Consider the following 13,474-nt stretch of genomic DNA (forward strand, 5'->3'; position numbering starts at 1 on the left):
ATCGCTGGCTTTTTTTATTTTGGGGAACTGTCATGGCCGAACCGCAGCTGCTGTTGAATTACACCGGGCATCTGCCTGAATGCCCGACGTGGAGCGCAGAAGAGCACGCGCTTTACTGGGCCGATATACTGGAAGGAGAAATCCACAAATATCATCTGCCGACGGCGGAACACACCGTGCTCTCTTTCCATGAGGAGGTGGGTTGTTTTGCGCTGCGCGAGCAGGGTGGGTTTATCGTTGCGATGCGAACGGGTATCTGGCTGACCGATAAACACGGGCTGCTGCGCCGCAAGGTGTGTGACAACCCCTCTAACCCTCAGCTGGCGCGTTTTAACGACGGCGGCACCGATTCTCTGGGGCGGTTCTACGCGGGCACGTTTTGGGGGCCGGGAGATTACAACGGTGCCCTGTTAATGCGAATCGACAACGACCTGACGCCGAAAGTGATCCAGTGCGATATTCACGGGCACAACGGTTTAGCGTTTAGTACTGATGAGCGGTGGATGTTTACCTCAGACACGCCAAACGGCGTTATTTACCGTACGCCGCTTGATGAGCAGGGCGAACCCGGCAGGCGTGAGGTGTTTCGCCAGTTTAAAGAGGGCGAAGGGATACCGGACGGCGCGGCGATGGATGTGGAAGGCTGCTACTGGAGCGCGCTGTTTGACGGCTGGCGTATTGCGCGTTTTTCACCGCAAGGGGAGCAACTGGAAGAATACCGTATGCCGGTACGTTGTCCGACGATGGTTTGCTTTGGCGGCGATGATATGAAAACGCTGTTTATTACCACCACGCGGGAAAATATGGATGCGGAGGAGGTGGCGAAATATCCGCTCTCCGGCGCCATCTTCACCCTGCCGGTGAGCGTGGCAGGGATGAAGAAAAGCCGTTTTATCGAACGCTAGCTCGGATCGACCGGCACGACGTTTTCGCTCGGATAGCAGCCCAGCACTTTCATAGAGCGGGTGATTTCGCCCAGCTCGCGAAGGGCCTTCTGCATGGAAGCAGACTCCAGGTTGGCCTGGATATCGAGGTAGAACATCTCTTCCCACGGGTTACCGTGGATTGGGCGCGATTCCAGCCTGGTCATGATCAGGTTGTGATTACGCAGTACCAGCAGGGCTTCAACCAGCGCACCGGCCTGTTGGCCGGTGGCCATCAGCAGCGTGGTTTTGGCTGGCACCTGGTCTGACACATTGATTGCCTTGCGGGCGAGCACCACGAAGCGGGTAATGTTTTGCGTCTGGTTTGCCAGGTTACGTTCCAGCACCTGTAAACCATACAGCGCGCCGCCCGCTTCGCTGCCGAGCGCCGCGACGGTGGGGGAGTTCGCCTGCGCCACTTTTTCCATCGCCGCCGAGGTGCTTTCGGTGTACTCAATTTTCCAGTTCGGATAGCGGTTCAGGAACTGGCTGCACTGCTGGAACGGCTGCGGGTGACTGTAGACGGTTTCGATTGTGTTCAGATCCGTTGAGCCGGAGACCAGCACACAGTGATCGATAGGGATCGTCAGCTCTCCTACCAGCGACAGGCTGGTGTGCTGCAGCAAATCGTAAACGTCGTTGATGGCGCCGGAGCTGGTGTTTTCAATCGGTACGACGGCGTAATCCGCCTGGCCGGTCTCAACCTGATTAAAAATGTCGGCAAACTTAGCGCAGCCGCTCTCAATAAATTCTTCGAAATGGCGTGCTGCATACTGACGCGCTGCCAGGTGAGAATAAGAACCCTTCGGACCGAGAAAGGCGATACGCGCAGAGTGTGGATTGGTTTTGTTCAGATGCTGCTGGAGCAGCGCTTGCTGGGTAAGAACGGAGTCTTCGATGATGAGCTGGAACAACCGGGTAATGTAGTGGGCATCAAGGTGATGCGCTTTGCCGAGCTGAATAAGACGTTCCAGCAGATCCCGCTCGCGGTCAATATCACGGACCGGACGATGGGAGTCCAGCTTGGCTTTGCCCACTTCAACGGCAAGGGCGCGGCGTTCGGCCAGCAGCGCCAGCAGTTTCTCATCCAGCGCGCTGATTTTTACTCGCAGATCCAGTAACGGGTTTTCCGGTGTCATAGTGTTGCCTGTCTCATTTTATCGTTATCAATAAAAAAGGCCCCCCGGTGTGGGAGGCCTTGTTGTTCGTCTTCGCATTCTTTATCACACGACGAAACGCCTCCCGGTCAGGGGAAGGTAAAAAAGAATGCGAAGAAGAACGGCGTAAGTTTCATGAAGTCATCCTGTGATTGATACCGTTAAAGTACCCGTACTGTTTTCACCCTGTCAATAAAAAACAAAAAACGCGCCCGAAGGCGCGTTGGCGGTACACTCAATTTAAAGGATTACTCTTCTTCAACTTCTTCCGCGAAGCTGGCGTCTTTCACCGATGTTGCGGCGCGACGGGCTTCACCTTTGTGTTGCACTTTATTGAGCTGCCGTTCCAGCTTGTTGATCAAATCGTTAATAGCGGTGTACATATCCTCGTGTTTTGCGCTGGCGACCAGATGGCCGTTTGGAGTATTGATAGTTGCGTCAGCGATGAAACCCTGCGGCTCCTTGGACAGGATGATATGTGGATTAATCAAATGAGTTTGCCATTTATCCAGTTTGGCGAGACGGTCTGCGACGTGCTGGCGGATTGCCGGAGTAATTTCCATTTGTTTACTGGTAATGTTCATTGTCATAAATTTTACCTCTTGTCTTTCCGTCTTGGTGATTCCAGCATACCCGACCTAATGTCAAAATGTGTGATTTAGATCACGTTATTTTGTCGGTTTTTGTCAGGGAATCTTTTTTGTGAGGCAGGGCAGGAAGAGGTGAGATTTACCTTGTAGAAGGCAAAAATTGGAGCCATAGTTGACTGGATGTGTTGAGGCTTAAGCGCTTCAGCGATGCTGAGAAACGAATAAAAAAACGGCAGCCCGAGGGCTGCCGTTTTGCATTGAGGCAAAATCAGGTGTTGCTGCTGTTCGCGGCGATGATTTTCGCCACTTTTTCAGCCTGAGCGGTCATCTGCATCTGACGGTAAGCGTTTTCCATCAGCTTCAGGCCGTCGCGGGTTGCCTGAGTATCCGGGTAATCACGCAGCATACCTTCTACGCGGTTAACCACGGCGACCCATGCGCCACGGCGGGTATAGTATTCCGCCACGGAGTATTCATATTTCGCCAGACGATCTTTCAGGAACACCAGACGCTTGGTGGCGTCGGTCACGTACTGGCTGTTCGGATAGCCGCGCACCAGCTTGGAGAAGTCATTGAAGGCATCACGCGCATGCTGCGGGTCACGGTCAGAACGATCCACGCCAAAGAAGCCCTGCAGCGCACTGTCGTCCAGCGCCATGTTAGTGAGGCCGCGCATGTACATCACGTAGTCGATGTTAGGATGAGTCGGGTTCAGACGCATGAAACGATCGATGGTTGCCTGAGCCAGCGGCAGATCGGCATTTTTATAGTATGCGTAGATGAGATCTAACTGTACCTGCTGCGAATATGGACCAAATGGATAGCGATTATCCAACGCTTCCAGTTGCGTTATCGCCTGTTTCCAGTTACCGTCCTGCAACTTTTGTTGTGCAGTCGCATAGATTTCATTCGGCGGATTGTCAGGGACCTGTTCATTTGAACCGGAGCAGCCCACCAAAGCCAGGCTCAACGTGGCCGCTGCCACCAGATATTTCATGCGCGTCATGACGTTTTGACTTTCCTCAAATGTTTGTCCGGGAGAAACTCTGTTCCTGCTCCCGATTAAGACCAGCTACAATAGCACACTATATTAAACGGCAAAGCCGTAAAACCCAACGTTAAACGAAGAAGCAGTTTATGGCACAACGAGTAGAACTCACCGCAACAGTCTCCGAAAATCAGCTCGGTCAACGCTTAGATCAGGCTTTGGCCGAATTGTTCCCTGATTATTCGCGTTCACGCATAAAAGAATGGATCCTTGACCAGCGCGTGCTGGTAAACGGCAAGATCTGGGACAAACCAAAAGAGAAAGTGTTAGGTGGGGAAGCTGTCGCCATCAATGCTGAAATCGAAGAGGAAATCCGCTTCGAGCCGCAGGATATCCCACTGGACATCGTCTATGAAGATGATGACATTCTGGTGATCAACAAGCCGCGCGACCTGGTTGTTCATCCGGGCGCGGGGAATCCGGACGGTACGGTACTTAACGCACTTCTCCATTACTATCCGCCGATCGCGGATGTCCCACGCGCGGGCATCGTGCACCGTCTGGATAAAGACACTACCGGTTTGATGGTGGTGGCGAAGACCGTTCCCGCTCAGACCCGTCTGGTGGAATCGCTGCAGCTGCGCGAAATCACCCGTGAGTATGAAGCGGTAGCTATTGGGCATATGACCTCTGGCGGGACGGTAGAAGAGCCAATCAGCCGTCACCCAACCAAACGTACCCATATGTCGGTGCATCCGATGGGTAAACCGGCGGTGACGCACTATCGCATTATGGAACACTTCCGTATTCATACGCGCCTGCGTCTGCGTCTTGAAACCGGGCGTACTCACCAGATCCGCGTGCATATGGCCCACATTACCCATCCGCTGGTGGGGGATCAGGTCTACGGTGGCCGTCCGCGTCCGCCTAAAGGCGCATCGGATGAATTCATCAGCGTATTGCGTAAATTCGATCGTCAGGCGCTGCACGCAACCATGCTGCGTCTTTACCACCCTATCACCGGTATTCAGATGGAGTGGCATGCGCCTATCCCGCAGGATATGGTGGATCTTATTGACGCCATGCGTGCTGATTTCGAAGAACATAAGGATCAAGTGGACTGGTTATGACCAAACTGATTGTCCCGGAGTGGCCATTGCCTGCTGGCGTGGCTGCCTGCAGTTCAACCCGTACTGGCGGTGTTAGCCAGGGCGCGTGGGAGTCGTTGAACCTCGGCGCGCACTGTGGTGACAACCTGGAACACGTGGAAGAGAACCGCAGGCGTCTTTTTGCTGCAGGGAACTTGCCGTCGAAACCGGTCTGGCTGGAACAGGTTCACGGTAACGCGGTACTGAAGTTGACGGGAGAACCCTATGCTTCTAAACGCGCTGATGCCTCTTACAGTAATACTCCGGGAACCGTTTGTGCCGTGATGACCGCTGATTGTCTGCCGGTTCTGTTCTGTAACCGTGCAGGTACGGAGGTGGCAGCAGCACACGCGGGCTGGCGTGGTCTGTGTGAAGGCGTACTCGAAGAAACAGTCGCCTGCTTTAAGGATGAGCCAGCCAATATCTTGGCCTGGCTTGGCCCGGCCATTGGTCCTCGCGCTTTTGAAGTGGGCGCAGAGGTCCGCGAAGCCTTTATGGAAAAAGATCCGCAAGCGGTGGAAGCATTCCTGCCTACGGGAGATAAATATCTGGCCGATATTTACCAGCTTGCCCGCCAGCGTTTGAATAACGTGGGCGTAACGCAGATCTCCGGCGGCGATCGCTGCACATTCACCGAAAAGGGTGATTTTTTCTCTTATCGCCGCGACAAGACCACTGGTCGTATGGCAAGTTTTATTTGGCTGATATAACCTAAAGAATCAAGACGATCCGGTACGTGCCGTTTTCTTTTCACATAATTCAGGTCATTAACCTTGAATAATTGAGGGATGACCTCATTTAATCTCCAGTAGCAAATTTGACCTGTTATGGGAGGAGTTATGCGTCTGGATCGTCTTACTAATAAATTCCAGCTTGCTCTCGCCGATGCCCAGTCCCTTGCACTGGGGCACGACAACCAATTTATCGAACCTCTTCATTTAATGAGCGCCTTGCTGAATCAGGAAGGGGGATCGGTACGTCCTTTATTAACGTCCGCTGGCATTAATGCTGGCCAGCTACGCACCGCTATCGATCAGGCGCTGAGCCGTTTACCGCAGGTAGAAGGTACCGGCGGCGACGTTCAGCCGTCGCAGGATCTGGTGCGCGTGCTGAACCTTTGCGACAAGCTGGCGCAAAAACGTGGGGACAACTTTATTTCGTCAGAGCTGTTTGTTCTGGCGGCGCTTGAATCACGCGGTACCTTGACCGACCTGCTGAAATCTGCCGGTGCGACCACCGCCAATGTGACTCAGGCGATTGAGAAAATGCGCGGAGGTGAAAGCGTGAACGATCAGGGAGCCGAAGACCAACGTCAGGCTTTGAAGAAATTTACGGTCGATCTGACCGAGCGAGCTGAACAGGGCAAACTTGACCCGGTTATCGGCCGTGATGAAGAAATCCGCCGTACGATTCAGGTACTGCAGCGTCGCACCAAGAACAACCCGGTGCTGATTGGTGAACCGGGTGTCGGTAAAACCGCCATCGTTGAAGGGCTGGCGCAGCGTATCGTCAACGGGGAAGTGCCGGAAGGCCTGAAAGGTCGCCGCGTACTGGCGCTGGATATGGGCGCGCTGGTGGCCGGTGCGAAATACCGTGGCGAGTTCGAAGAGCGTCTCAAAGGCGTGCTTAACGACCTGGCGAAGCAGGAAGGCAACGTCATTCTGTTTATCGATGAACTGCACACCATGGTCGGTGCGGGTAAAGCGGACGGCGCGATGGATGCCGGGAACATGCTGAAACCTGCCCTGGCGCGCGGTGAACTTCACTGCGTCGGTGCCACTACGCTTGACGAGTATCGGCAGTACATTGAGAAAGATGCTGCGCTGGAACGCCGTTTCCAGAAAGTGTTTGTTGCTGAACCAAGCGTTGAAGATACCATCGCGATCCTGCGTGGTCTGAAAGAGCGCTATGAACTGCATCACCACGTGCAGATCACAGACCCGGCCATCGTTGCGGCCGCGACGCTTTCGCATCGTTATATCGCTGACCGTCAGCTGCCGGATAAAGCAATCGACCTGATTGATGAAGCGGCGTCGAGCATTCGTATGCAGATTGACTCGAAGCCGGAAGAGCTGGATAGACTCGATCGACGCATCATTCAGCTCAAGCTGGAACAGCAGGCGCTGAAGAAAGAGTCTGATGAAGCCAGTAAGAAACGCCTGGATATGCTCAATGAAGAACTGGACGATAAAGAGCGCCAGTATTCTGAGCTGGAAGAAGAGTGGAAAGCCGAGAAAGCATCCCTTTCCGGCACTCAGACCATTAAAGCTGAACTCGAACAGGCAAAAATTGCCATTGAGCAAGCTCGCCGCGTCGGCGATCTGGCGCGGATGTCTGAACTGCAGTACGGCAAAATTCCTGAGCTGGAAAAACAGCTTGAGATAGCGACGCAGTCAGAAGGGAAAACGATGCGTCTGTTACGTAATAAAGTGACGGATGCAGAAATCGCGGAAGTGCTTGCCCGCTGGACCGGTATTCCGGTGGCGCGCATGCTGGAAGGTGAGCGTGAAAAACTGCTGCGCATGGAGAACGATCTCCACAATCGTGTGATTGGTCAAAACGAAGCGGTTGAGGCGGTATCGAACGCTATTCGTCGTAGTCGTGCGGGGCTGTCCGATCCAAACCGTCCGATTGGTTCGTTCCTGTTCCTGGGGCCGACGGGTGTCGGTAAAACCGAGCTGTGTAAAGCGCTGGCTAACTTTATGTTTGACAGCGACGATGCGATGGTGCGTATCGACATGTCAGAGTTTATGGAGAAACACTCCGTCTCGCGTCTGGTCGGTGCGCCTCCGGGATACGTTGGTTATGAAGAAGGGGGGTACCTGACGGAAGCGGTTCGCCGACGCCCTTATTCCGTCATCCTGCTGGATGAGGTGGAAAAAGCGCATCCGGATGTGTTCAACATTCTGCTTCAGGTGCTGGACGATGGTCGTCTGACCGACGGGCAGGGGAGAACGGTCGACTTCCGTAATACGGTTGTCATCATGACCTCAAACCTGGGTTCTGATTTGATTCAGGAACGCTTCGGTGAACTGGATTACGGTCATATGAAGGATCTGGTGCTCGGTGTTGTGAGCCATAACTTCCGTCCTGAGTTCATCAACCGTATTGATGAAGTGGTGGTATTCCATCCTCTGGGGGATAAACACATTGCGTCGATTGCACAGATTCAGCTGCAGCGTCTGTACAAACGTCTGGAAGAGCGTGGCTATGAAATTCACATCTCCGACGAGGCGCTGAAGCTGCTGAGCGAGAATGGTTACGATCCGGTGTACGGTGCGCGTCCATTAAAACGTGCTATCCAGCAGCAGATCGAAAACCCGCTGGCGCAGCAGATCCTCTCCGGAGAGTTGATTCCAGGCAAAGTTATCCGTCTGGAAGCCAACGACGATCGCATTGTGGCAGTGCAGTAAGTCACAAAACGCAAAAACGAGCCGCTTGCGGCTCGTTTTTGTTTAAAAACCAGGCGAAAATTGAGGTCTGGAGTTGGTATTGCCTGGAAAGTGAGCAGTCAGTGAATAATTTTCACTTTATCCTTGCAGGTTCAGAATTACTCCCTATAATGCGCCTCCACTGACACGGAACAACGGCACACACGCCGCCGGGTCAGCAGAGAATAGCGTAAATAAACGCTTGACTCTGAAGCGGGAAAGCGTAATATGCACACCCCGCGCCGCTGCGAAAAGCGAAGCGGCACTGCTCTTTAACAATTTATCAGACAATCTGTGTGGGCACTCAAAGTGACATGGATTCTTAATGTCTTCGGACAATAAATGAATACCAAGTCTCTGAGTGAACATACGTAATTCATTACGAAGTTTAATTCACGAGCATCAAACTTAAATTGAAGAGTTTGATCATGGCTCAGATTGAACGCTGGCGGCAGGCCTAACACATGCAAGTCGAGCGGTAGCACAGGGAGCTTGCTCTTGGGTGACGAGCGGCGGACGGGTGAGTAATGTCTGGGAAACTGCCTGATGGAGGGGGATAACTACTGGAAACGGTAGCTAATACCGCATAACGTCGCAAGACCAAAGAGGGGGACCTTCGGGCCTCTTGCCATCAGATGTGCCCAGATGGGATTAGCTAGTAGGTGGGGTAACGGCTCACCTAGGCGACGATCCCTAGCTGGTCTGAGAGGATGACCAGCCACACTGGAACTGAGACACGGTCCAGACTCCTACGGGAGGCAGCAGTGGGGAATATTGCACAATGGGCGCAAGCCTGATGCAGCCATGCCGCGTGTATGAAGAAGGCCTTCGGGTTGTAAAGTACTTTCAGCGGGGAGGAAGGTGTTGAGGTTAATAACCTCAGCAATTGACGTTACCCGCAGAAGAAGCACCGGCTAACTCCGTGCCAGCAGCCGCGGTAATACGGAGGGTGCAAGCGTTAATCGGAATTACTGGGCGTAAAGCGCACGCAGGCGGTCTGTCAAGTCGGATGTGAAATCCCCGGGCTCAACCTGGGAACTGCATTCGAAACTGGCAGGCTAGAGTCTTGTAGAGGGGGGTAGAATTCCAGGTGTAGCGGTGAAATGCGTAGAGATCTGGAGGAATACCGGTGGCGAAGGCGGCCCCCTGGACAAAGACTGACGCTCAGGTGCGAAAGCGTGGGGAGCAAACAGGATTAGATACCCTGGTAGTCCACGCCGTAAACGATGTCGACTTGGAGGTTGTGCCCTTGAGGCGTGGCTTCCGGAGCTAACGCGTTAAGTCGACCGCCTGGGGAGTACGGCCGCAAGGTTAAAACTCAAATGAATTGACGGGGGCCCGCACAAGCGGTGGAGCATGTGGTTTAATTCGATGCAACGCGAAGAACCTTACCTACTCTTGACATCCAGAGAACTTAGCAGAGATGCTTTGGTGCCTTCGGGAACTCTGAGACAGGTGCTGCATGGCTGTCGTCAGCTCGTGTTGTGAAATGTTGGGTTAAGTCCCGCAACGAGCGCAACCCTTATCCTTTGTTGCCAGCGGTTCGGCCGGGAACTCAAAGGAGACTGCCAGTGATAAACTGGAGGAAGGTGGGGATGACGTCAAGTCATCATGGCCCTTACGAGTAGGGCTACACACGTGCTACAATGGCGCATACAAAGAGAAGCGACCTCGCGAGAGCAAGCGGACCTCATAAAGTGCGTCGTAGTCCGGATTGGAGTCTGCAACTCGACTCCATGAAGTCGGAATCGCTAGTAATCGTAGATCAGAATGCTACGGTGAATACGTTCCCGGGCCTTGTACACACCGCCCGTCACACCATGGGAGTGGGTTGCAAAAGAAGTAGGTAGCTTAACCTTCGGGAGGGCGCTTACCACTTTGTGATTCATGACTGGGGTGAAGTCGTAACAAGGTAACCGTAGGGGAACCTGCGGTTGGATCACCTCCTTACCTTAAAGAACCTGCCTTTGTAGTGCTCACACAGATTGTCTGATGAAAAGTAAATAGCAAGGCGTCTTGCGATTGAGACTTCAGTGTCCCCTTCGTCTAGAGGCCCAGGACACCGCCCTTTCACGGCGGTAACAGGGGTTCGAATCCCCTAGGGGACGCCACTTGCTGGTTCGTGAGTGAAAGTCACCTGCCGTCATATCTCAAAACTGACTTGCGAGTCATGTTTGAGATATTTGCTCTTTAAAAATCTGGATCAAGCTGAAAATTGAAACGACACATCTTTAAGGTGTGTTCGAGTCTCTCAAATTTTCGCAATCAGAAGTGAAACATCTTCGGGTTGTGAGGTTAAGCGACTAAGCGTACACGGTGGATGCCCTGGCAGTCAGAGGCGATGAAGGACGTGCTAATCTGCGAAAAGCGCCGGCGAGGTGATATGAACCTTTGACCCGGCGATGTCCGAATGGGGAAACCCAGTGCAATTCGTTGCACTATCGTTAACTGAATACATAGGTTAACGAGGCGAACCGGGGGAACTGAAACATCTAAGTACCCCGAGGAAAAGAAATCAACCGAGATTCCCCCAGTAGCGGCGAGCGAACGGGGAGCAGCCCAGAGTCTGAATCAGCTTGTGTGTTAGTGGAAGCGTCTGGAAAGTCGCACGGTACAGGGTGACAGTCCCGTACACGAAAGCACACAGGTTGTGAACTCGAAGAGTAGGGCGGGACACGTGGTATCCTGTCTGAATATGGGGGGACCATCCTCCAAGGCTAAATACTCCTGACTGACCGATAGTGAACCAGTACCGTGAGGGAAAGGCGAAAAGAACCCCGGCGAGGGGAGTGAAAAAGAACCTGAAACCGTGTACGTACAAGCAGTGGGAGCACCTTCGTGGTGTGACTGCGTACCTTTTGTATAATGGGTCAGCGACTTATATTCTGTAGCAAGGTTAACCGTATAGGGGAGCCGAAGGGAAACCGAGTCTTAACTGGGCGTTAAGTTGCAGGGTATAGACCCGAAACCCGGTGATCTAGCCATGGGCAGGTTGAAGGTTGGGTAACACTAACTGGAGGACCGAACCGACTAATGTTGAAAAATTAGCGGATGACTTGTGGCTGGGGGTGAAAGGCCAATCAAACCGGGAGATAGCTGGTTCTCCCCGAAAGCTATTTAGGTAGCGCCTCGTGAACTCATCTTCGGGGGTAGAGCACTGTTTCGGCTAGGGGGCCATCCCGGCTTACCAACCCGATGCAAACTACGAATACCGAAGAATGTTATCACGGGAGACACACGGCGGGTGCTAACGTCCGTCGTGAAGAGGGAAACAACCCAGACCGCCAGCTAAGGTCCCAAAGTCATGGTTAAGTGGGAAACGATGTGGGAAGGCACAGACAGCCAGGATGTTGGCTTAGAAGCAGCCATCATTTAAAGAAAGCGTAATAGCTCACTGGTCGAGTCGGCCTGCGCGGAAGATGTAACGGGGCTAAACCATGCACCGAAGCTGCGGCAGCGACACTATGTGTTGTTGGGTAGGGGAGCGTTCTGTAAGCCGTTGAAGGTGTGCTGTGAGGCATGCTGGAGGTATCAGAAGTGCGAATGCTGACATAAGTAACGATAAAGCGGGTGAAAAGCCCGCTCGCCGGAAGACCAAGGGTTCCTGTCCAACGTTAATCGGGGCAGGGTGAGTCGACCCCTAAGGCGAGGCCGAAAGGCGTAGTCGATGGGAAACAGGTTAATATTCCTGTACTTGGTGTTACTGCGAAGGGGGGACGGAGAAGGCTATGTTAGCCGGGCGACGGTTGTCCCGGTTTAAGCATGTAGGCGGAGGTTCCAGGTAAATCCGGTACCTTTTAACGCTGAGGTGTGATGACGAGGCACTACGGTGCTGAAGTAACAAATGCCCTGCTTCCAGGAAAAGCCTCTAAGCATCAGGTAACATCAAATCGTACCCCAAACCGACACAGGTGGTCAGGTAGAGAATACCAAGGCGCTTGAGAGAACTCGGGTGAAGGAACTAGGCAAAATGGTGCCGTAACTTCGGGAGAAGGCACGCTGATATGTAGGTGAAGCCCCTGCGGGTGGAGCTGAAATCAGTCGAAGATACCAGCTGGCTGCAACTGTTTATTAAAAACACAGCACTGTGCAAACACGAAAGTGGACGTATACGGTGTGACGCCTGCCCGGTGCCGGAAGGTTAATTGATGGGGTTAGCGGCAACGCGAAGCTCTTGATCGAAGCCCCGGTAAACGGCGGCCGTAACTATAACGGTCCTAAGGTAGCGAAATTCCTTGTCGGGTAAGTTCCGACCTGCACGAATGGCGTAATGATGGCCAGGCTGTCTCCACCCGAGACTCAGTGAAATTGAACTCGCTGTGAAGATGCAGTGTACCCGCGGCAAGACGGAAAGACCCCGTGAACCTTTACTATAGCTTGACACTGAACACTGGTCCTTGATGTGTAGGATAGGTGGGAGGCTTTGAAGCGTGGACGCCAGTCTGCGTGGAGCCGACCTTGAAATACCACCCTTTAATGGCTGGTGTTCTAACGTAGACCCGTAATCCGGGTTGCGGACAGTGTCTGGTGGGTAGTTTGACTGGGGCGGTCTCCTCCCAAAGAGTAACGGAGGAGCACGAAGGTTAGCTAATCCTGGTCGGACATCAGGAGGTTAGTGCAATGGCATAAGCTAGCTTGACTGCGAGAGTGACGGCTCGAGCAGGTGCGAAAGCAGGTCATAGTGATCCGGTGGTTCTGAATGGAAGGGCCATCGCTCAACGGATAAAAGGTACTCCGGGGATAACAGGCTGATACCGCCCAAGAGTTCATATCGACGGCGGTGTTTGGCACCTCGATGTCGGCTCATCACATCCTGGGGCTGAAGTAGGTCCCAAGGGTATGGCTGTTCGCCATTTAAAGTGGTACGCGAGCTGGGTTTAGAACGTCGTGAGACAGTTCGGTCCCTATCTGCCGTGGGCGCTGGAGAATTGAGGGGGGCTGCTCCTAGTACGAGAGGACCGGAGTGGACGCATCACTGGTGTTCGGGTTGTCATGCCAATGGCACTGCCCGGTAGCTAAATGCGGAAAAGATAAGTGCTGAAAGCATCTAAGCACGAAACTTGCCCCGAGATGAGTTCTCCCTGACCCTTTAAGGGTCCTGAAGGAACGTTGAAGACTACGACGTTGATAGGTCGGGTGTGTAAGCGCAGCGATGCGTTGAGCTAACCGATACTAATGAACCGTGAGGCTTAACCTTACAACGCCGAAGCTGTTTCGGCGAAGAGAGACGCGATTTT

Annotated in this window: 8 protein-coding genes, 1 tRNA gene, 2 rRNA genes and 1 other annotated feature; of the genes, 7 read left to right on the forward strand and 4 right to left on the reverse strand. The window is 53.3% G+C overall.

Going from position 1 to position 13,474, the window contains the following annotated elements:
• The first annotated feature begins 32 nt into the window (after positions 1 to 32).
• Positions 33 to 905, forward strand: a complete 873-nt coding sequence (locus RVY89_RS02105; protein ID WP_484826765.1) for an SMP-30/gluconolactonase/LRE family protein — start codon at positions 33 to 35, stop codon at positions 903 to 905.
• Here the strand turns inward: RVY89_RS02105 and pheA are convergent.
• The 4 genes from pheA to bamD all read right to left on the reverse strand — a co-directional run bounded on the left by pheA (position 902) and on the right by bamD (position 3,676).
• Positions 902 to 2,062: a bifunctional chorismate mutase/prephenate dehydratase gene (gene pheA, locus RVY89_RS02110; RefSeq protein ID WP_028014117.1), complete on the reverse strand. Its 1,161-nt coding sequence runs from the start codon at positions 2,060 to 2,062 to the stop codon at positions 902 to 904. The genes RVY89_RS02105 and pheA overlap by 4 nt on opposite strands.
• 30 nt (positions 2,063 to 2,092) lie before the next feature.
• Positions 2,093 to 2,218, reverse strand: a sequence feature (Phe leader region).
• Entirely contained in the window at positions 2,170 to 2,217 is a 48-nt protein-coding gene (gene pheL / locus RVY89_RS02115; protein WP_100249759.1) for a pheA operon leader peptide PheL, read from the reverse strand. It overlaps the preceding feature by 48 nt.
• A gap of 110 nt (positions 2,219 to 2,328) precedes the next feature.
• A complete protein-coding gene (raiA, locus tag RVY89_RS02120; RefSeq protein ID WP_003863162.1) occupies positions 2,329 to 2,670 on the reverse strand; it encodes a ribosome-associated translation inhibitor RaiA in 342 nt (113 codons plus the stop codon).
• A 268-nt stretch (positions 2,671 to 2,938) separates the two neighbouring features.
• Entirely contained in the window at positions 2,939 to 3,676 is a 738-nt protein-coding gene (gene bamD, locus RVY89_RS02125) for an outer membrane protein assembly factor BamD (protein ID WP_023308867.1), read from the reverse strand.
• A 131-nt stretch (positions 3,677 to 3,807) separates the two neighbouring features.
• On the opposite strand from bamD, the gene rluD reads away from it, so the two are divergent.
• From rluD to RVY89_RS02155, 6 genes are all read left to right on the forward strand, one after another.
• Positions 3,808 to 4,788 carry a 23S rRNA pseudouridine(1911/1915/1917) synthase RluD gene (gene rluD / locus RVY89_RS02130; RefSeq protein ID WP_023308866.1) on the forward strand — a complete coding sequence of 327 codons (981 nt, stop codon included), beginning with the start codon at positions 3,808 to 3,810 and terminating at the stop codon, positions 4,786 to 4,788.
• Positions 4,785 to 5,516, forward strand: coding sequence for a purine nucleoside phosphorylase YfiH (yfiH, locus tag RVY89_RS02135; protein ID WP_484826766.1), 732 nt, complete (start codon positions 4,785 to 4,787; stop codon positions 5,514 to 5,516). The genes rluD and yfiH overlap by 4 nt, the downstream gene beginning before the upstream one ends.
• Positions 5,517 to 5,645: 129 nt before the next feature.
• A complete protein-coding gene (gene clpB, locus RVY89_RS02140) occupies positions 5,646 to 8,219 on the forward strand; it encodes an ATP-dependent chaperone ClpB (protein WP_484826767.1) in 2,574 nt (857 codons plus the stop codon).
• Positions 8,220 to 8,647: 428 nt separating this feature from the next.
• Positions 8,648 to 10,187, forward strand: a 16S ribosomal RNA gene (locus RVY89_RS02145).
• A gap of 85 nt (positions 10,188 to 10,272) precedes the next feature.
• Positions 10,273 to 10,348: transfer RNA gene (locus RVY89_RS02150), tRNA-Glu, on the forward strand.
• Between the two features lie 182 nt (positions 10,349 to 10,530).
• A 23S ribosomal RNA gene (locus RVY89_RS02155) occupies positions 10,531 to 13,434 on the forward strand.
• The 16S and 23S rRNA genes sit together here with 1 tRNA gene alongside, the layout of an rRNA operon.
• The last annotated feature ends 40 nt before the right edge of the window (positions 13,435 to 13,474 follow it).

Source organism: Enterobacter sp. 3U4, from assembly GCF_057224565.1.

Coding starts and splice junctions, on each gene's coding strand:
- pheA (WP_028014117.1), bottom strand. CDS start 2,062: ATGACACCGGAAAACCCGTTACTGGATCTGCGAGTAAAAATCAGCGCG.
- clpB (WP_484826767.1), top strand. CDS start 5,646: ATGCGTCTGGATCGTCTTACTAATAAATTCCAGCTTGCTCTCGCCGAT.
- bamD (WP_023308867.1), bottom strand. CDS start 3,676: ATGACGCGCATGAAATATCTGGTGGCAGCGGCCACGTTGAGCCTGGCT.
- rluD (WP_023308866.1), top strand. CDS start 3,808: ATGGCACAACGAGTAGAACTCACCGCAACAGTCTCCGAAAATCAGCTC.
- raiA (WP_003863162.1), bottom strand. CDS start 2,670: ATGACAATGAACATTACCAGTAAACAAATGGAAATTACTCCGGCAATC.
- yfiH (WP_484826766.1), top strand. CDS start 4,785: ATGACCAAACTGATTGTCCCGGAGTGGCCATTGCCTGCTGGCGTGGCT.
- RVY89_RS02105 (WP_484826765.1), top strand. CDS start 33: ATGGCCGAACCGCAGCTGCTGTTGAATTACACCGGGCATCTGCCTGAA.